Genomic DNA, 18,683 nt, shown 5'->3' with positions numbered 1-18,683 from the left:
ACATTTGTGAACCGGCTTTCCGGGAGGCGGACGACGCTTTCCCGCGTCAGCCGATCCTGAGTGGCTCCGGCGTGAACATTGTTTCCGATCGCTCAAGCGACAGGCGCACGCTGTCGCGGCCATTCCTCTTGGCTATGTAGAGCGCTTCGTCGGCCCGACGCATAAGCGGTTGCAGCGCCTCTTCGCCACTGCGGGCCGCGACGCCGAAGCTCGCGGTGACCTTCGTGCCTGGAGGAAGGCCGTCGACGCTGCCCGCCGAATAAAGCGTGCGCACAGCCTCGGCAAACAGCCGTGCGGCGCCAAGATCGCTCAATGGCAGCAGCACGGCGAACTCCTCGCCACCGATGCGCCCCGCGACGCCGCGCGCACCGGCGGCTAACCGAAGCTTGGCGGCGAAATCGGCGATGACGCGGTCGCCCGCCGCATGGCCGTGAAGATCGTTCAGCGCCTTGAAGTGATCGAGGTCGGCCAGCACCAGCGTCACCGGAAATTTTGCCGCCGCGCAACGCTCCAGCAGGACGGTCGCGCGCTCCTCGAACCCACGGCGGTTGAGCAGGCCCGACAGCGGATCGGTGTGTGTCTCCGTCTTCAGGGCCTTCATCACGTCGAGGGCGGCCGCGGTGAACAGACAAAGTGCGATGAGCAGCGACAGCAGCGCATGCGTCAGCAGAGCGGTCGTCCAATAGGTCGAGGCGTAGAACCCGTCATAGCTGGTGAAAGGACCGTGAAGAATGACGACGACCAGCGTGCGAACGAAGAAGTTCAGCCCTGAAAGCAACGACAGGATGAACAGGATGTTCTCGATCGGGCCGTTGCGCCGCACCGGGCGCAGTTCGGCGGCGACCAGAAGAGCGAGCCCGCCAAAGGCGAAATTCATCGACAGGATACGCCAAGTCAGGTCCGGCGCGGCGAATGTGAACCACATCAGTGCCGACAGGCCACTGCCCATCAGGGCGCTCATTGCCAGATAAGGCACCTGGCGGCCATTGCGGGCAACGATGGCCCCCGCCAGGCAGCAGCCGGCAATGGTGAAGCAGACATTCGACACCAGCTTGGTCGGCATCATACCGATCGGCAACGTAAAATACTGCAGCAGGAAGCCGGCGGCCGAGACGCTGTAGCTTATCGCCAGCACCGCCAGATAGGGACGGTGGCGTTGATGGAACCATAGCATGGAGAAGGCCGCGCCAAGTGCCAGCGCGATCGTCGGATTGAGCAGCGCTATGAACAGATCAGTGTCCAAAGGACTTTTGACTTCCCCTCCCATACCCCGGTGAACACCTTATCGGACAAGCCCCAACAAGCAGTTAAGCGCTAGCGAATATTTCAAAGCCGCAGCCTCTGAAAGCCGACGCGAGGAACATGCAATCGCAGTCCGCGTTTTGCCCCTAAGCAATCAAGGAGAGCAATTATGGCCGAAACGATCACGCTGACCGATCACGACGCTATCCGGTCATGGGCCGCCGCACGCGCGGGATTTCCTGCAATAGTCGACGTGTCGCCTGAATCGGGGACGCAAGCCATGCTGCGGCTCGTCTTTGACCAGCAAGCCTACCAGGATCAGGATCAGGCGGCGGACAGGCCGCCCAATGCGGGCGGCTATGAACTGGTCGAATGGGACGAATGGTTCAAGCTGTTCGACGAACGCCAGATGGCGCTCGTGGTTGCCGAGGATCAGCCCGGCCTTCGTGAGAATTTCCACGAATTGATCCGCCGCGCTGACTGACGCCAGGAAGCCCCGACCGCGAGGCGGTCGGGGCCAGGATCGCTATTTCCACTCGCGAATGTCGACGAAGTGGCCGGCGATCGCCGCCGCCGCCGCCATCGCAGGTGACACCAGATGGGTGCGGCCCTTGAAGCCTTGCCGTCCCTCGAAATTGCGGTTCGAGGTCGAGGCGCAGCGCTCATGCGGCTTTAGCCGGTCGTCGTTCATGGCAAGGCACATCGAGCAGCCCGGCTCGCGCCAGTCGAAACCGGCGGCGATGAAGATCTTGTCGAGACCCTCTGCCTCGGCCTGTTCCTTGACCAGGCCGGAACCCGGCACAATCATCGCGTCGACATGGGGGCTGACCGTCTTGCCCTCGACCACCTTGGCGACGGCGCGCAGATCCTCGATGCGGCCATTCGTGCAGGAGCCGATGAACACCCTGTCGAGCGCGATATCGGTGATCCTGGTCCCGGGCGTCAGGCCCATATAGTCCAGCGCGCGCTGCTTGGAGGTGCGCTTGTTCTCGTCGCTGATCTCGTCCGGGTTCGGCACGATGCCCTGTACCGAGACGACATCCTCGGGCGAGGAGCCCCAGGAGACGATCGGCGGCAGCTTGGCGGCGTCGAGCACGATCACCTTGTCGAAATGCGCGCCCTCATCGGACTGCAGCGTCTTCCAGTATTCCAGTGCCGCATCCCAGGCCGCACCCTTCGGCGCGCGCGGCTTGTCCTTGACATAGGCGAAGGTCGTCTCATCAGCGGCGATGAGGCCGGCGCGCGCGCCTCCCTCGATCGACATGTTGCAGATCGTCATGCGGCCTTCCATCGACAGCGCGCGGATCGCCTCGCCGGCATATTCGATGACATAGCCGGTGCCGCCGGCAGTGCCGATCTCGCCGATGATGGCCAGGATGATGTCCTTGGCGGTGACGCCTTCCGGCAGCTTGCCGTCGACACGCACCAGCATGTTCTTGGCCTTGCGCTGGATGAGCGTCTGCGTCGCCAGCACATGCTCGACCTCCGAAGTGCCGATGCCATGCGCCAGCGCGCCGAAAGCGCCATGCGTCGAGGTGTGGCTGTCGCCGCAGACGATGGTCATGCCGGGCAGCGTGAAACCCTGCTCCGGACCGATGATGTGGACGATGCCCTGGCGGATATCCTTCTCGGAATAATATTCGATGCCGAAATCCCGGGCGTTCGTCGCCAGCGCTTCGACCTGGATCCGGCTTTCCTCGTTCTTGATGCCGAACTTGCGCTCGGGCGAGGTCGAGACGTTGTGGTCGACCACGGCCAATGTCTTTTCCGGGTGCCTGACCTTGCGGCCACTCATGCGCAGGCCTTCGAAAGCCTGCGGGCTGGTCACTTCATGGACCAGGTGCCGGTCGATGTAGAGCAGGCAGGTGCCGTCATCCTGGCGGTCGACGACATGGTCGTCGAAAATCTTGTCGTAGAGGGTGCGCGGTGCGCTCATGTGCGTAAATCCGTCGATATGAGAATTGGGGAGAGCTGATGCCGCGAGCCTGCGGCCGGCCGGCAGATCAGCGAAGTCGGCTGGTCAGCGCGCCGCTGACGCGCGCGGAAAAGCGCGACGGCAGGCGTTTCCTGTCCTGCAGCACGAACCCCTTATAGGCCGGATCGCCAAATAGCTCTTCCATGGCGTGGCTCATATCAATGTTTTGGGTTCTCGGCAATTGCGGTGGCGCGGTGTGTGGCCTTCCCTTCTTCGCCGTCACTTCCACCCCTCTGGCGGTGGAAGCCCTAGCGCTTTTCCTCTCCCCCGTCGATCGGGCGAGAGGTGTCGAGCGAAGCTCGACGGAGTGGGGTCGACCTAGCGCGACCGTTGTTGTTTCGAACGGCCAATGCCTCGAGTTGATCGGGCTCCATAGCGAGTAATCAGCGGCGGCGCATTTGAGGATCGCCTTCCCCCAATCCGTCGCTGCTTCGCAGCGCCACCTTTCCCCCATCCGGAGGGAAAGGAAGGGCGCCAAGGTCGTCCCTCACAGCACCTCGAACACAAACGTCTTCACCAGCGCATCGGGCTCGGCGATCGCGTAGCATCGGAACCAGGGGCTCTGCTCGACAGAACGCCATTTCCCTGCGGCTTGCAGCTCATCGAACACGGCTTGGAAGCCACCGCTTTCGAACACCCGGTCGCGCACGGTGAAAATCGCGTGGCCGCCCTTCCTGGTGATGCGCACAAGCTCATTGAGGCCGGATGCCGGGGCGTGGCTGATGGTGAATACGCCGGTCGAGAGGAAGGCGCGGAAATGGCCGTCCGGCCATGGCAGCGGGCCGCCGAGCATCGCCTGCTTCAGCTGGTTGTAGGCGTTGCGGCTGCCGGCGATCTTCAGCATGTCCTCTGACAGGTCGAGCCCCGCAATGTCGATATAGCCCAGCGCCTTCAGCGATGGCCCCGACAGGCCGGTGCCGCAGCCTGCGTCGAGCAGCGGGCCTTCGCCCGCCGGCACATGGCGCGCAACCCAGGCGGTGATTAGGAACGGCAGGAGATAGCCGAGCGCGGCAGTCTCGCCGTCATAGGTCGCGGCCCAGGCGGCATAGGCCCCTTCGAGGGTTTCGGGCGTCCCCGCGCCATAGACCGATTCCAGCGCGGCGTGGGCTTTATCGACAATCATGGGAGCTCCTCGACCAGATGTATCAGGGATCGTAGCCATGTCCTCGCCCAAAGACTATTGCCCGTGCTGGCGGCGCAAGTGCCGCTCCAGAGCCCTGAGCGCCAGCGACAGGCCCACCGTCAGGATCAGGTAGATATAGGCTGTTATCGAATAGGTCTCGAAGAACCGGAACGAGCCGGCGGCATAGACCTTGCCCATCTGCGTGATGTCGGCGACGCCCAGCACCGAGACCAGCGAGGAATCCTTGACCAGGGCGACGAAATCATTGCCGAGCGGCGGCAGGATGGTGCGGATCGCCTGCGGGAACACGATCAGCCGGAAGCGCTGCGCCCGCGTCAGCCCAAGCGCCTTGGCCGCTTCGATCTGCCCGGTCTCGACCGACTGGATGCCGGCGCGGAAAACCTCGGAGATGAAGGCCGAATAGCCGATGGTCAGCGCCATGATAGCGCGCCACAGGAGCGACACGTCGCGCACCAGCAGCTCGCCAAGCAAGCCGGCGCTTTGCAAGGGAGCGGTCAGCGCGTTCCAGCCGGCGACGAAGGCCGGCGCACCGGCAAAGGCGATCCAGAACAACAGCACCAGGATCGGCACGCCGCGGATGATCTCGACATAGAAGCGGGCAATCTGGCGTATCAGCCGCGAGCCCGACATCCCCATCAGCGCGATCCCGAGACCGATGCCCGACGCCAGGGCAAAGGAGATGACGGTGACGAAGACGGTGATGCCGATGCCCTTGGCGACCGTGGCGAAGACCTGGGCATAGAGATTGCTAGTGGCGATAAAGATGGCGGCCGCGACGGCAAGGACGACGGCCACGACGAGCCACCAGGGGAGGTCAGGTTTGGAGGTGGATCTGGTGGCGGGCATCAGTTGCCAACGCTGCCGAATAGATGCCTTCGCAAGAGCTGCTGATCTCCCCACTTGCGGGGGAGATGTCCGGCAGGACAGAGGGGGGTGCTGTCCCGCCGGCCTATCAACTGACTACGATCACAGCCTCTGATCGGATTCGATTCGAAGAGGCGTGAAATCGAAACCTCGCGATCCTTCACACCCCCCTCTGCCCTGCCGGGCATCTCCCCCGCAAGGGGGGAGATCGGACGCGGCGACGGCTTTCGCCAATTGCCGACGTTGAAAGAAAGGCGGCGCATACGCACCATTCTCAATAATGCGCCTACTGCCCCATCTTGTAGTCGAGGAACCACTTCTTGTTGAGCGCCTCCAGCGTCCCGTCCGCCTTCAACGCAGCGATGGCCGCGTTGACCGGCTTCACCAGGTCCGAGCCCTTCGGAAAGATGAAGCCGAAATCCTCGGTGCCGAGCGGGCCGCCGATCAGCTTCAGTTTGCCCTCGGATGCGTCGACATAGCCCTTGCCCGCTGTGCCGTCGGTCAGCACCACGTCGACGTCGCCGGACTTCAGCGCCTGGACCGTGGCGCCGAACGTCTCGAACAGCTTGATGCGCGGGTTCTGCTCGTTGCCGTCGAGCACGCTGTAGACGGCGGTGTAGAACGGCGTGGTGCCGGCCTGCGCGCCGATCAGCCCGTCCTTGAAGTCAGCGAAGGTCTTGGCGTCGGTGAACCGGCTTTCGTCGCCGCGCACCAGCATGAACTGTTCCGAGCGCATGTAGGGATCGGAGAAATCCACCTTCTGCTTGCGCTCATCCTTGATCGTGATGCCGGTCATGCCGATATTGTACTGATTGTCGGAAACCGCCTGGATCATCGCGTCCCAGGACGTGTTCTGGTATTCGACGCTGAAATTCAGCCGCTTGGCGATTTCATTCATCGCGTCATATTCCCAGCCGATCTGCTTGCCCGTCTTGGCATCGATGAACTGCAGCGGCGGATAGGCATTCTCCGTCACCACCACGACCTTCTTGCCGCCGAGATCAGGCAGCGCCTGCGCAAAGGCGACGGCAGGCGCGAGCACCAGGGCAAGCAAGCCTGCCAGCAGCAGTTTCGATTTGGTCATGACACTCCCCGAATTGAATGGCCCGGCAAAAGCCAGGCTTGCAGAACGATCAGGTCCCGACTTTAACCTCCAACCGGCGCCTTGCAAGACAGCCCGCATTCCTGCCCGGCCCGAAAGTGGATTCGAATACTCGCGGGCAGCATGGTCAGGAGACGTGCGTGCCGCCGCCTGGGCTCGAGCCCGCGGCTGAGCCCCCCGCATCCGACGGTCGATCTTGCGCCGTGGCGTTGCGCAGCCCTGCGACAAGGCGGGTGAGGGTTGCATGCAGGGCGGTCAATTCACCAGGCTCCAGCGGCACGCTGCACGCAAGCGCGGCTGACACGTCCTTCACCCGACGGCGCAGTGCGAGGCCCTTGGCCGTCGGCTCGACAAGCACACGGCGCTCGTCGGCTGCGTCTCGCCTTCGGGTGACGAGCCCGCCCCCCTCCAGCCGCTTCAGCAGCGGCGTCAGCGTCGCTGAGTCAAGTCCCAACGCTTCGCCAAGTGCGCCAACCGTGCTTGGCGCGCGCTCCCATAGCGCCAGCATCGCCAGATATTGCGGATAGGTCAGGCCGAGCGGATCGAGCAAGGGCCGGTAGAGCTTCGTCATCAGCCCGCTTGCCGAATAAAGCGCGAAGCACAATTGCTGGTCGAGGCGGGGCAGGTCAAAAGCCCCGGCGGGCGCCGGCGGGACATCCTTGCCTGTAGCTTTGATTTTTGCCGTCATGCCGCCTTTACCGAAAGCGCCACCTCGATATTGCCCTTGACCGCATTGGAATAGGGGCAGACGTGGTGCGCCGCCGATACAAGCGCTTCCGCCGCGGCTTGATCAAGGCCTTTCGTTTCCACGGCGAGCGCGACGCCGAGCTTGAAGCCCTCACCGTTAGGAAGCAGGCTGACGGTGGAGCTGATTGCGGCGTCCTCGAGCGGCAGCTTCTGTTTGCGTGCGACGAACCGCACGGCGCTTTCGAAGCAGGCGGCGTAGCCGACCGCGAACAGCTGTTCGGGATTGGTGGCGCCACCCGGCCCGCCCAGTTCTTTCGGCATCGCCAGATCGACCCTGAGCAGGCCGTCGCTGGTCTCGCCATGGCCGGCGCGGCCACCGGTCACGTGAGCTTGCGCGGTGTATAGTGCCATTTCCATATCTCCATTTTATTTGTACACGATTATTTAGTGTACGATACAATGGAAAGTCAATCCTCCGAGCGTGTTTTCAAGCCCGATCCGGTCACGGTAGGGTGAAACGAAAAAAGGCGGCCGAAGCCGCCTTTTTCAGAACTCGTTCGTCGAAAACTTATTCGGCGGGGGTCGCCTCGGCAGCCTCGGCGGCCTTGGCCGCTTCGGCTTCGGCGGCTGCCTTCTTCTCGGCCGCTTCCTGCGCTGCCTTCTCGGCGGCCAGCGCCTGCGCGGCGGCGACCTTCTCGGCCTCGATACGGGCCTTCTCGGCGTTCAGCGCGTCGCGCTCCTCATCGTTGAGCTTGCGGGCGCGCACGCCGGTATTCTCGGAAATGCGAGCCGACTTGCCGCGGCGATCGCGCAGGTAATACAGCTTGGCGCGACGCACCTTGCCGCGACGCACGATCTCGACGCCCTCGACCATCGGCGAGTAGACCGGGAACACGCGCTCGACGCCTTCGCCGTAGGAGATCTTGCGGACGGTGAAGCTCTCCTGGAAGCCGGCGCCGGAGCGGGCGATGACGACGCCTTCATAGGCCTGGACGCGGGTGCGGGTGCCTTCGGTCACACGGACCTGGACGCGCACCGTATCGCCGGGCTGGAATTCGGGAAGCTTGCGCTTGGCTTCGATCTTGGCGGCCTGTTCGGCCTCGAGCTGACGGAGAATATCCATCTCAGTAGTCCACTTCTTGTTCTTCCGACAGTCAGAGCGCCCTACGCTCGCCTTGCAGTTCCAATGACCGCTCGGTTATGTCCTTGGTCTCCGAGACATATTTGCCTCCAAGACATCGGACAGGGGCGACTACACCGTCATTGTTGACGGGTCCGGGAGATTGTTCTTCCGGTACGGGCGGGCACATACAGCTATTTCAGCGCTTTGTCACGCCTTGGCCCTGTCTTTTTTGCTCGCATGCGACCACGCAATTGTCCAGCGCGGGGTTGCGCCGACCGCTCAAGCTTCCTAATCCGGGAGCAGCACACTTGTCCGGCGGCTCACAATGTCTTTTTTCGACGCCATCTTGCTCTTCCTCGCGGGCTTTCTGTCGGGTGCGGTCAACGCCGTGGCCGGCGGCGGCACGTTCATCACCTTCGGCGCCATGACGCTGGCAGGCCTGCCGCCGATCGTCGCCAATGCGACCTCATCGGTGACGCAGTTTCCCGGCTACATCACCTCGACGCTGGCCTACTGGGCCGACATCAAGCATTTCTGGCGCGGCGCGCTGCTGCTCTGCCTGATCTCGGCCTTGGGCGCGCTGGCCGGCGCTCTCATCCTGCTCGGGCTGTCCAACCCGTCGTTTCGCGCTCTGGTGCCGTGGCTGCTGCTGGGGGCAACGGCGCTCTTCGCGGCCGGGCCATGGCTGAAGCCGACGCCCAAACCTGGGCACGAAGCCGCTGTCGGGTCGCTGGCCGGCTCGCTGGCGCAGTTCGTCACCGCCATCTATGGCGGTTTCTTCGGCGCCGGCATGGGCGTCATGATGCTGGCGACGCTTGGCCTCACCCAGGCCGGCGACTATCACCGCCTCAATGCGCTGAAGAACATGCTGGCCGTGGTCATCGCCGCCGTCGCCATCCTGGTCTTCGTCTCCGGCGGCGTCGTCGCCTGGCCACAGGCCATCGTCATGATCCCCGGCGGCGCGCTCGGCGGCTATGCCGGCGTCTGGATTGCCAAGCGCGTGCCGCAAAACGCCGTGCGCGGCTTCGTCATCGCCGTCGGCCTGTTCCTGGCGTTTTACTACTTCGCCAAGGGTTGAGCCGTATCAGCTTGGATCCGATCATCATCGCCGGCGTCTGTCTCTGGCAATTCGTAGTAGATATTGAGCTCAAGTTTGATGCCGCGCTCACCTAACATTTGCAGCGTCTGTGGGGACAACGCCAAACCTTGATTTCCTTCGTCGAGCCAAACGCCGCAGAACATGTCGACCTCAAACCGCCGGCTGAGATCGGCCCAGACCGCAAAGTCTTCAGTAAGTGTCTGCAGTATACCTACGATCTGCTGATCGAGTTGATCGCCTTCTTGGTACGCCGAAGATAACCTCCAGAGCCCTTTCAGCGCTGTGCGCGTTGCTCGGTTTGGGCGATATGTATGAAAGTCGCCTTTGCGAACCGCGTAGCTCGGGTGTCCAGCTAAGAGTCCTGTTAGCTCGTCGGGATCGAGATCGTCGCCGAAGAATCTTAGCGATGCCGAGCTCCGGGCAATCTCAGCCATTCTCGGTCCGCTCGTTCTCGAGGAGATCCGGTCGCCTCTCCTTCGTCAGCGCCTCGGACTGCTCCCGTCGCCAGGCCGCGATCTTCTTGTGATTGCCTGACGTCAGTACCTCCGGAATCTCGCGGCCCTCGAACTCCTGCGGCCGAGTGTAATGCGGATGTTCGAGCAGGCCGTTCTCGAAGCTCTCTTCCTCGCCGGACACCGCATTGCCCATCACGCCAGGCAACAGCCGCACCACGGCATCGAGCAACACCAGCGCCGCCGGCTCGCCGCCCGAGAGGATGAAATCGCCGATCGAGACTTCCTCTAGTTCCCGCGCGTCGATCACCCGCTGGTCGACGCCTTCGAACCGGCCGCACAGAATGACGGCGCCCGGCCCGGCGGCGAGGTCGCGCACGCGCGCCTGCGTCAACGGCCTGCCGCGCGGGCTCATCAGCAGGCGCGGCCGCGCATCGCCCGGCGGCGAGGCATGGTCGATGGCCCTGGCCAGCACATCGGCGCGCATCACCATGCCGGCGCCGCCGCCGGCCGGCGTGTCATCCACGGTGCGGTGCCTATCGGTGGCGAAGTCGCGGATCTGGATCGCGTCCAGCGACCATGTGCCAGCCTCGAGCGCGCGGCCCGCCAGCGACAGGCCGAGCGCGCCGGGAAACATTTCGGGGTAGAGCGTCAGCACCGAGGCTTTGAACGTCACCGGTTGCCCCCGGCGTCACGCGGTCCGCGCGGCCTGCCCTTCGGGTCGAAATCCTCGTCGCGCGGCGCGTCCCCGTCCTCATCCTCGACAAGCCCGGCCGCCACCGGATCGACGCGCACGAAGCCGTCGGCGATCGACACCTGCGGCACGGCGGCCTGGGTGAACGGGATCAGCACGCCCTTGCGGCTGCCGAGCGTCACGTCGAGAATGTCGCCGCCGCCGAAATTGTGCACGGCCACCACCTTGCCCAGCACCGCGCCGGTATCGTCGCGGACCTCGAGGCCGACCAGGTCGGCATGGTAGAATTCGTCCTCCTCGGCATCGTCAGGAAGCATCGAACGGTCGACGAACAGCTCGGTGCCGGCGAGCGCTTCGGCGGCATTGCGGTCGCCGATGCCCTTGAAACGCACGACGACGACCGTGTTTGCGGGCCTAATGTCGACGATCTGGAAGGCGCGGCCATCCCGGGCATAGAGCGGGCCGTAGTCGGCAAGCGCCATCGGCTCGCCGGTGAAGGTCTTGACCCTGAGTTCTCCCTTGATGCCGTGAGCGGCACCGATCAGGGCCATCTGGACAGGGTTCTGGGGCTTGCTCATGGCGGCATATCCTTTGAAGCCTGCTGTAGCCCCCACCCTGCGTCATTTCAATGATGGCGCGGCGTCATTTCGATGCCGGCTCTTCACCGCTTGCTAACCCGGCCACACGACAATAAGGGCGAACCGGAACGGACGCCATGCAGGAATTCCTCATCCCGGCAAAGCCGGATCTCCAGGCGGCGCGTGAAAGCTGGCTGAAAATGCTGGCGCGCGAACGGCGGCTGTCGCCGGCGACCGTCGAGGCCTATGAGCGAGACACCCGCCAGTTCCTGCATTTCCTGACCGGCCATTGCGGCGGCGCGCCCGGTATCGCCGACATCGCGAACCTGCGCCCGGCCGATTTGCGTGGCTTCCTCGCCGCCCGCCGCAACGCCGGCGTCGGCGCCCGCACGCTTGGGCGGGGCCTTGCCGGCATCCGCTCGCTGCTGCGATTCCTCGAGCGGCGCGGCCTCGCCAATGCCGCCGGCGCCGCTGCGCTACGGGCGCCGCGCCAGCCGAAATCGCTGCCCAAGCCGCTGACGGCAAGTGACGCCAGGCACGTCGTGTCCATCGAAGGTCAGTTGGCGGAGGAACCCTGGATCGCCGCCCGCAACGCCGCCGTGCTGACGCTGCTCTACGGCTCGGGGCTGCGCATTTCCGAGGCGCTCGGCCTCGCCGGCGCCGACCTGGCCTCGGAAAGCGACAGCGTGCTGCGCGTCACCGGCAAGGGCGGCAAGACGCGGCTGGTGCCGGTACTGCCGGTCGCGCTGCGCGCGATCGCCGAATACCGCCGGCTTTGCCCGTATCATCTCGACCCCAAGGGCCTGCTGTTTCGCGGCGCGCGCGGCGGCCCGCTCAACCCGGCCGTCATCCAGCGCGACATGGCCAAGCTGCGCTCGGCGCTCAACCTGCCTGCCACCGCGACGCCGCACGCGCTACGCCATTCCTTCGCCACGCATCTGCTCGGCCGCGGCGGCGACCTGCGCACCATCCAGGAGCTGCTTGGCCATGCCAGCCTGTCGACGACACAGATCTACACCGGTGTCGATACGGCAAGGCTGCTCGAAATCTACGAATCCGCGCATCCGAGGGCTTAGCCGCGGCAGAGGGCGACGCGCACGGGACCTGGCGGCACCTCGCCCGGCGCAGCGGTTTGGTCGAAGACAATTTCCACCCGCGGTTAACCGTTTCGCCGCCTTTTGCGCCTACGAAAGGTGCCATGAAACGCGTCATTGCCATCGCCGACCGCGCAGCGTCCCTTTCGCTGAAGCTGCTTGTCGCGCTCAATGTCCTGTTTTTCCTGTCCTTCCTCGCCATGCTGCTGGTTGCGACAAGCCGGGCGCATGCCGAAATCCCGGCCTGCACCGGCACCGACATGCTGTCGGCCCTGCGCGACGCAGATCCCGCGGCATACCGAAAGGCCGAGGCGGCTGCCGCGGCCACGCCCAACGGCAAGGGCCTGTTGTGGAAGCTCGAAAAGCCGGGCGAGACGCCATCCTACCTGTTCGGCACCATGCACATGACCGACCCGCGCGTCACGACGCTGCCACCTGCGGCGCGAAAGGCCTATGACGCTGCCGGCACGATCGTCATCGAAACCACCGAGGTGCTCGACGAGCAGAAGATGATGGCGGCCCTGTTCAAGGAACCGGACCTGATGATGTTCACCGACGGCACGACACTGTCGTCGCTGCTGTCTGCTGATGACGCCGCAGCCGTGAACAAGGCGCTCGATTCGCGCGGCATCCCCCCGGCCACCGTCGCCAAGATGAAGCCGTGGATGCTGTCGGCGATGATTGCGCTGCCTGCCTGCGAGCTTGCCCGCAAGGCGGGCGGCGCTCCGGTGCTCGACGTCAAGCTCGCCGAGGATGCCAAGGCTTCCGGCAAATCGGTCGAAGGCCTGGAAACCGTCGCCGACCAGCTCCGCGCCATGGCCTCTCTGCCGCTCGCCTTTCACATGAAAGGTCTCGTTGACACGCTGAAACTGGGCGACAAGGTCAACGACATCAACGAGACCATGATCGTGCTTTACCAGCGTGGCGATACCGGCATGTTCTGGCCGCTGTTTCGGGCGGCGATGCCCGCAGAACAGGACGACCCCGCCGGCTACGCGGCATTCGAAGAGGCCATGATCACCAGCCGAAACAAGGTGATGGTGGACCATGCCGCGCCGATTCTCGCCAAGGGAAATGCCTTCATCGCGGTCGGCGCCCTCCACCTTCCCGGTGCCAACGGGCTGGTCGAAGATTTCCGCAAAGCCGGGTATACTGTCACCGCCATCAACTGAGTCGCATGGTGGCGGAGGCCGGGCGCCGTGTTTTCGGCGTTTTCCTCCGCCGACGTGAAACCCATTCGGCAATAGCGCGTTGATGGCTGTTGATTGATGTTTTTCATCCACGGAGGACACTTTTATGGCGAACGCACCGAATCCAAACGACCCGTTCAATCCTGTCCCGCCGACCGGGACCGAGCCACGCGTCGATCGCACCACGGTTGTCCAGTCGAGAGGCGGCGGCAGTGGCTGGCTGATTGCACTGGTCGTCGTCATTCTGGCGATTGTCGCATATTATGTTTTTGGTAGAAACGCCGAGGCTCCAGCACCGGCCGAGCCGCCTGCGGCCAGCACGCCGGCTCCGGCACCCGCCGCGCCTGCTCCGGCTGACGCGATGAAGCCGGCCGAGCCTGCTCCGGCGGCTCCGGCGCCTGCCGAACCGGCGCCTGCTCCAGCTCCAGCTCCAGCTCCAGCTCCGGCTCCGGCTCCAGCCGCGCCGGCGAACTGATCGGCCTGACATGAATAGGAACGGCCCGCTGAAAAGCGGGCCGTTTTGTTTCGAGCTTCGTTACGACGCTTCGGGCGTCCCTCGCCGTAGCACAACGAACGTCGATCTGGTTTCTAGATATGGATTGCCTTGAAGAAGGTGGCCAACGCCGCTTCCTTCACCGCCTCCGACATCGTCGGATGCGCATGGGTGGTGCGCGCCAGATCCTCCGACGAGCCGCCGAACTCCATCAGCACCGCCGCCTCGTGGATCATTTCGCCGGCGCCATGGCCGACGATGTGGACACCCAGAACCCGATCGCTCGCTTTGTCGGCCAGGATCTTCACAAACCCGTCCGTGTGCAGCATGGCTCGCGCGCGGCCATTGGCGCTGAACGGGAATTTCCCAGCCTTGTAGTCGATGCCGGCCGCCTTGAGGTCTTCCTCGGTCTTGCCGATCGAGGCAATTTCCGGGCTGGTGTAGACGACGCTCGGAATGACGCCATAGTTCACGTGGCCGGCCTGGCCGGCAATGGTTTCCGCCACCGCCACGCCTTCATCCTCTGCCTTGTGCGCCAGCATCGGCCCGGCGATGACATCGCCGATGGCGTAGATGCCATCGACATTGGTCCTGAGATGGTCGTCCGTCTTGACGCGGCCGCGCTCGTCGACCTCGACCCCGGCTTCCTTCAGCCCGAGACTGTCGGAATAGGCGCGCCGCCCAGTGGCGATCAGCACGGCGTCGGCCTCGATGGTCTCGGCGGCGCCGCCCTTGACCGGTTCGAAGGTCACCACAGCCCCCATCTTGGCCTTGGCGACTGCTGTCACCTTGGCACCAAGCTTGAACTCGAACCCCTGCTTCGAAAGCAGCCGCTGGAACTGTTTGGAGACCTCGCCGTCCATGCCGCCGAGGATGGTGTCGAGGAACTCGACCACCGTTACCCTGGCGCCCAGCCTGGCCCAGACCGAGCCGAGTTCGAGCCCGATGACGCCGCCGCCGACCACCACCAGATGACCCGGCACCTTGTCCAGCGACAGCGCGCCGGTCGACGACATGATGATTTTCTCATCCAGCTCGACCTTGACGCCGGGAATGCCGGCGACATCAGAACCGGTGGCGATGACGATGTTCCTGGTCTCGATCTCTTCGACCTTCCCGTCCTCGCCGGTCACCGACACCTTGCCGGCGGAGACCACCTTGCCGGTGCCATGGAAACTATCGATCTTGTTCTTCTTGAACAGGAAGGCGACGCCATTGACGTTGGACGCCACGGTCGCATCCTTGTGCGCCATCATCTTCGTCAGGTTCAGTTTCGGCGGCGATATCTCGACGCCCAGCGTATCGAAGGAATGGCCGGCCTCGGCGAACATCTCGGAAGCATGAAGCAGCGCCTTGGAGGGGATGCAGCCTATGTTGAGGCAGGTGCCGCCGAAGGTCGCGTTCTTTTCGACCACCGCCGTCTTCAAGCCAAGCTGCACCGCCTTGATGGCGCAGACATAGCCGCCCGGTCCCGATCCGATGATAACGACATCATACGCCATGATACTGTCCTTTTTGTCGGCCCTCAGCGGCCGCCGCTCACATTCAGGATCGCGCCCGTTATATAGGAAGCCGCGTCCGACAGAAGATAGAGAACCGCGCTGGCGACCTCTTCCGAAGTGCCCGCCCGTTTCATCGGCAGCAGATCGCGCATCCGCTCTACACGGTCGGGCTGGCCGCCCGAGGCGTGGATCTCGGTTTCGGTGATGCCGGGGCTGACCGCGTTGACGCGGATGCCTTCGCTCACCACCTCGCGCGCCAACCCGATGGTCAGCGTGTCGATCGCACCCTTGGACGCCGCGTAGTCGACATATTCGCCCGGGGCGCCGAGCCTCGCCGCAGCCGACGACAGGTTGACGATGGCGCCGCCTTTGCCGCCATGGCGGGTCGACATGCGCTTCACTGCCTCGCGGGCGCAGAGGAACGAGCCGGTGACGTTGACGCGCATCATGCGTTCCAGCCGAGCCACATCCATCTCGTCGACGCGCGACTTGACGTCGACGATGCCGGCATTGTTGACGAAGGCATCGAGCCGGCCGAAGACGCGGTCGACGGCGCCGAACATCGCCAATATATCGGCCTCGACGCCGACATCGCCCCGCACGGCAAACGCCTGGCCGCCGCCGGCCTTGATCTCGTCCACCACCGCGTCGGCAGCTGCCTGGTTGGAGACATAGTTGACCGCCACGCTGTAGCCGGCCTTCGCGCCGAGCCGGCAGGTCGCGGCGCCGATGCCGCGGCTGCCGCCGGTGACCAGCAGCACCTTCTGCGTCGCGCTCATTCCTGGCAGCCCTTCATGGTGAATATATCAGGCGGCACTTTCGAAAAGCCATTGCCGCCATGCGCGGCCGACATTTCGAGCGACGGCCCGAGATTGGGAAAGAGCAGGCTTTGCGGTGCCTGTGCGCCTTCGGCCGGCAGCAGTCCGACAACCCCCTTGTCATCGGCGCTATAGACGACGCCTTCCCACAAAGTGCAGGCGGCGAGCTCCTGGCCGGTGGCGTCGCCGGTCGGACATTTGTACATCAGCGACCCATGCGGCCGCGCGGTCGGGCCATCGGTCCACATGGCGATCCCGTCTAGCACCACATTGTTGTCGAGTATCAGCCGGAAGCTGTTGGTGACGGCGGCCGAGGTGCCGGTCGGTGAAAAATCGATCTCGCTGCCGCTCGTGGCATCGCCATAGACGGCAAGCTCGATCGGACAGGCGGCTTGGGCAGCGGCGCCTGTGCCCGCTACGGTCAGCAATCCAGCGAGACATCGAATGGCGGGCGACATTGCGCTTTGCATCGCCCCGACCTAGTGGCTCCCGCGGCCATCGGCGTTTTCCAAAACGCCAAAATCGGTCAGCAGCAACAGCGGCTCACCCGCAGCGTCCAGCCCCCAGAAAGATGGGTAGATGCCATCGCCCCAGCCGCTCCAGAACATCGCGATGTTTAGCGGATTTCCGGTAACCGGATGATGCATGGCGAACCTGTCCTGATTGGGCGCGAATTGGGCCGCCAGCACGTCATCATAGTAATTCTGGTCGGCCTTCAGCTTGTCCTGCTCGGCCGACATCAGCGCCATCGCCGTTTTGTCCATGAACGAGCCGAGGCCGGCATCGACGGGATAGCCAAAGGCCTCCTCGCCCTTCAAGGTTGATACATCCTGACCGGGCAAGGTCGCCAGTTCCCAGCGAACCGGTGTGCCTGGCCGGAAGCGCAGCACTGCTCCGGCAACACGGCCTTGCGCCTCAAGCAGCGAAACCGGATAGTGCCCCGGTTTGACCTTCCGGCTCAACGCTGGCCAATCGGTTCCGGTAGTCAGCGGATCGCAGGCGATGATTTCGCCGGTGGGCAATACGAGCTCTCCGATCGGCGTGACGGTGATTTGCCGCTCAACCAGTTCGGCATCACTCAGGGCGAAAACGCCAAGATTGCTGCTCGCCTGCGAAGGATCCCATTGGGCTGCTATCGACAATGACGGGACGACAGACGCGGCCAGACCAACAGACCGCATCAGGCCGCCGGCTCGCCTACCCAGCCTGAACCCGAACCTTTCCAGCCAACCGCTCATTGCGGATCAGCTCCGATCACAGATCGAGCACCAGCCGTTCCGGATCCTCCAGGCTCTCCTTGACGCGCACCAGGAAGGTCACGGCTTCCTTGCCGTCGACGATGCGGTGATCGTAGCTGAGCGCCAGATACATCATCGGCCGGATCACGATCTGGCCGCCGACGACCACCGGTCGCTCCTGGATCTTGTGCATGCCGAGGATGCCCGACTGCGGCGCGTTGAGGATCGGCGTCGACATCAGGGAGCCATAGACGCCGCCATTGGAAATGGTGAACGTGCCGCCCTGCATGTCCGCCACCGACAGCTTGCCGTCGCGCGCGGCGATGCCCAGCCGGCCGATCTCCTTCTCGATCTCGGCGATTCCCATCTGGTCGGCGTTGCGCACGACCGGCACGACCAGGCCCTTTTCGGTGCCGACGGCGACGCCGATATGGGCGTAGTTCTTGAAGATGATGTCGGTGCCGTCGATCTCGGCATTGACCGAGGGGATCTCCTTCAAGGCGTGGGTAACAGCCTTGGTGAAGAAGCCCATGAAGCCGAGCTTGACCCCGTGCTTCTTCTCGAACACGTCCTTGTATTTGGTCCTGAGCGCCATCACCGCCGACATGTCGACCTCGTTGAAGGTCGTCAGCATGGCTGCGGTCGACTGCGCTTCCTTGAGCCGGCGCGCGATGGTCTGGCGCAGCTTGGTCATGCGCACGCGTTCCTCGCGCGATGCATCGTCACCGGAAGATGGCGCACGCGCGGCAACCGGTGCGGCAGCCGGCGCAGGGGCGGGAGCAGACTTCGGCGTCTCGGCCGGCTGCGACGGCGCGTCCTTGGAAATGGCGTCGAGCACGTCGCCCTTGAGCACCTGGCCGCGCTTGCCGGAGCCGGACACCTGGTCCACCGACAGATTGTTCTCCGCGATCAGTTTGGCGGCGGCGGGCGCCGGCGGCATCGAGCGCGGCTCGACCGGACCGGCGTCGCCGGCGATCTTGGCGGTTTCGGCCGCGGCCTGCTTGCCGGTCTGCGCTGCTTCAGGGCTCGACGCCTGCGACACAGCCTGCGGTTTGGCCTCCTGCTTCGACGTCTCCTGCTTGGGCGCTGGAGCGGCATCCCCACCAGCGGAGATCGAGCCGAGAAGCGCGCCGACGCCGACCGTCTCGCCCTCCTTAGCGGTGATTTCGCTGAGCGTACCGGCAGCGGCGGCAGGCACCTCTATCGTCACCTTGTCGGTCTCGAGCTCGACCAGGGGCTCGTCGGCGGCAATGGCGTCGCCGACCTTCTTGAACCATTTGCCGATGGTCGCCTCGGTGACGGATTCGCCCAGAGTGGGAACGCGGATTTCGGTAGCCATTGTGCCTGTCCGTTTCTGTCGGTTCTGTTCTATTCGCCCAATCTATTCG

General features: G+C 64.3%; 20 protein-coding genes. 4 read left to right on the top strand and 16 right to left on the bottom strand.

Features of this window, described 5'->3' with window-relative positions:
* Positions 1 to 46: 46 nt before the first annotated feature.
* Positions 47 to 1,243, bottom strand: a complete 1,197-nt coding sequence (locus LB513_RS06350; protein ID WP_224662618.1) for a sensor domain-containing diguanylate cyclase — start codon at positions 1,241 to 1,243, stop codon at positions 47 to 49.
* Positions 1,244 to 1,411: 168 nt separating this feature from the next.
* On the opposite strand from LB513_RS06350, the gene LB513_RS06345 reads away from it, so the two are divergent.
* Positions 1,412 to 1,726, top strand: a complete 315-nt coding sequence (locus LB513_RS06345) for a hypothetical protein (protein WP_224662617.1) — start codon at positions 1,412 to 1,414, stop codon at positions 1,724 to 1,726.
* A gap of 42 nt (positions 1,727 to 1,768) precedes the next feature.
* On the opposite strand, the gene leuC is transcribed toward LB513_RS06345, so the two are convergent.
* The 7 genes from leuC to rplS form a co-directional block, all read right to left on the bottom strand.
* Entirely contained in the window at positions 1,769 to 3,178 is a 1,410-nt protein-coding gene (gene leuC / locus LB513_RS06340; RefSeq protein WP_224662616.1) for a 3-isopropylmalate dehydratase large subunit, read from the bottom strand.
* A gap of 526 nt (positions 3,179 to 3,704) precedes the next feature.
* Positions 3,705 to 4,340, bottom strand: a complete 636-nt coding sequence (locus LB513_RS06335) for a class I SAM-dependent DNA methyltransferase (RefSeq protein WP_224662615.1) — start codon at positions 4,338 to 4,340, stop codon at positions 3,705 to 3,707.
* Positions 4,341 to 4,394: 54 nt separating this feature from the next.
* Entirely contained in the window at positions 4,395 to 5,207 is an 813-nt protein-coding gene (locus tag LB513_RS06330) for an amino acid ABC transporter permease (RefSeq protein WP_224662614.1), read from the bottom strand.
* Positions 5,208 to 5,511: 304 nt separating this feature from the next.
* On the bottom strand, positions 5,512 to 6,309 hold the full coding sequence (locus tag LB513_RS06325) for a basic amino acid ABC transporter substrate-binding protein (protein ID WP_224662613.1): 798 nt from the start codon (positions 6,307 to 6,309) through the stop codon (positions 5,512 to 5,514).
* A gap of 145 nt (positions 6,310 to 6,454) precedes the next feature.
* Complete coding sequence (locus tag LB513_RS06320) at positions 6,455 to 7,015, bottom strand: MarR family winged helix-turn-helix transcriptional regulator (RefSeq protein WP_224662612.1); 561 nt, start codon at positions 7,013 to 7,015, stop codon at positions 6,455 to 6,457.
* Positions 7,012 to 7,425, bottom strand: a complete 414-nt coding sequence (locus LB513_RS06315) for an organic hydroperoxide resistance protein (protein ID WP_318011175.1) — start codon at positions 7,423 to 7,425, stop codon at positions 7,012 to 7,014. Before LB513_RS06315 ends, LB513_RS06320 begins: the two co-directional genes overlap by 4 nt.
* A gap of 157 nt (positions 7,426 to 7,582) precedes the next feature.
* Complete coding sequence (rplS, locus tag LB513_RS06310; protein ID WP_224662610.1) at positions 7,583 to 8,137, bottom strand: 50S ribosomal protein L19; 555 nt, start codon at positions 8,135 to 8,137, stop codon at positions 7,583 to 7,585.
* Between the two features lie 325 nt (positions 8,138 to 8,462).
* Here rplS and LB513_RS06305 point away from each other — a divergent pair, with 325 nt between their 5' ends.
* Positions 8,463 to 9,215 carry a sulfite exporter TauE/SafE family protein gene (locus LB513_RS06305; protein ID WP_224662609.1) on the top strand — a complete coding sequence of 251 codons (753 nt, stop codon included), beginning with the start codon at positions 8,463 to 8,465 and terminating at the stop codon, positions 9,213 to 9,215.
* Here LB513_RS06305 and LB513_RS06300 read toward each other — a convergent pair.
* Genes LB513_RS06300 through rimM form a run of 3 tightly spaced genes read right to left on the bottom strand, consistent with a single transcriptional unit; the run spans position 9,197 to position 10,960 of the window.
* Positions 9,197 to 9,670: a DUF4279 domain-containing protein gene (locus tag LB513_RS06300; protein WP_224662608.1), complete on the bottom strand. Its 474-nt coding sequence runs from the start codon at positions 9,668 to 9,670 to the stop codon at positions 9,197 to 9,199. The genes LB513_RS06305 and LB513_RS06300 overlap by 19 nt on opposite strands.
* On the bottom strand, positions 9,663 to 10,364 hold the full coding sequence (trmD, locus tag LB513_RS06295) for a tRNA (guanosine(37)-N1)-methyltransferase TrmD (protein ID WP_224662607.1): 702 nt from the start codon (positions 10,362 to 10,364) through the stop codon (positions 9,663 to 9,665). Before trmD ends, LB513_RS06300 begins: the two co-directional genes overlap by 8 nt.
* Positions 10,361 to 10,960 carry a ribosome maturation factor RimM gene (rimM, locus tag LB513_RS06290; RefSeq protein ID WP_224662606.1) on the bottom strand — a complete coding sequence of 200 codons (600 nt, stop codon included), beginning with the start codon at positions 10,958 to 10,960 and terminating at the stop codon, positions 10,361 to 10,363. Before rimM ends, trmD begins: the two co-directional genes overlap by 4 nt.
* A 137-nt stretch (positions 10,961 to 11,097) precedes the next feature.
* Between rimM and LB513_RS06285 the strand changes: the two genes are divergently transcribed.
* Both LB513_RS06285 and LB513_RS06280 read left to right on the top strand, forming a co-directional pair.
* On the top strand, positions 11,098 to 12,036 hold the full coding sequence (locus tag LB513_RS06285) for a tyrosine recombinase XerC (RefSeq protein ID WP_224662605.1): 939 nt from the start codon (positions 11,098 to 11,100) through the stop codon (positions 12,034 to 12,036).
* Between the two features lie 122 nt (positions 12,037 to 12,158).
* Positions 12,159 to 13,226: a TraB/GumN family protein gene (locus LB513_RS06280; protein ID WP_224662604.1), complete on the top strand. Its 1,068-nt coding sequence runs from the start codon at positions 12,159 to 12,161 to the stop codon at positions 13,224 to 13,226.
* A gap of 606 nt (positions 13,227 to 13,832) precedes the next feature.
* Here LB513_RS06280 and lpdA read toward each other — a convergent pair.
* The 5 genes from lpdA to odhB form a co-directional block, all read right to left on the bottom strand.
* Entirely contained in the window at positions 13,833 to 15,239 is a 1,407-nt protein-coding gene (gene lpdA, locus LB513_RS06275; RefSeq protein WP_224662603.1) for a dihydrolipoyl dehydrogenase, read from the bottom strand.
* A 23-nt stretch (positions 15,240 to 15,262) separates the two neighbouring features.
* Complete coding sequence (locus LB513_RS06270; protein ID WP_224662602.1) at positions 15,263 to 16,018, bottom strand: SDR family oxidoreductase; 756 nt, start codon at positions 16,016 to 16,018, stop codon at positions 15,263 to 15,265.
* Positions 16,015 to 16,515 (bottom strand): hypothetical protein, encoded by a 501-nt coding sequence (locus LB513_RS06265; protein WP_224662601.1) that lies wholly within the window; start codon positions 16,513 to 16,515, stop codon positions 16,015 to 16,017. Before LB513_RS06265 ends, LB513_RS06270 begins: the two co-directional genes overlap by 4 nt.
* A 21-nt stretch (positions 16,516 to 16,536) precedes the next feature.
* Complete coding sequence (locus tag LB513_RS06260; RefSeq protein WP_224662887.1) at positions 16,537 to 17,238, bottom strand: DUF4241 domain-containing protein; 702 nt, start codon at positions 17,236 to 17,238, stop codon at positions 16,537 to 16,539.
* A gap of 73 nt (positions 17,239 to 17,311) precedes the next feature.
* A complete protein-coding gene (gene odhB / locus LB513_RS06255; protein WP_224662600.1) occupies positions 17,312 to 18,634 on the bottom strand; it encodes a 2-oxoglutarate dehydrogenase complex dihydrolipoyllysine-residue succinyltransferase in 1,323 nt (440 codons plus the stop codon).
* Positions 18,635 to 18,683: the final 49 nt, after the last annotated feature.

The organism is Mesorhizobium sp. ES1-1 (assembly GCF_020164785.1).
Lineage (GTDB): Bacteria > Pseudomonadota > Alphaproteobacteria > Rhizobiales > Rhizobiaceae > Mesorhizobium.
This window is presented reverse-complemented; position numbering and strand designations above follow the sequence as displayed.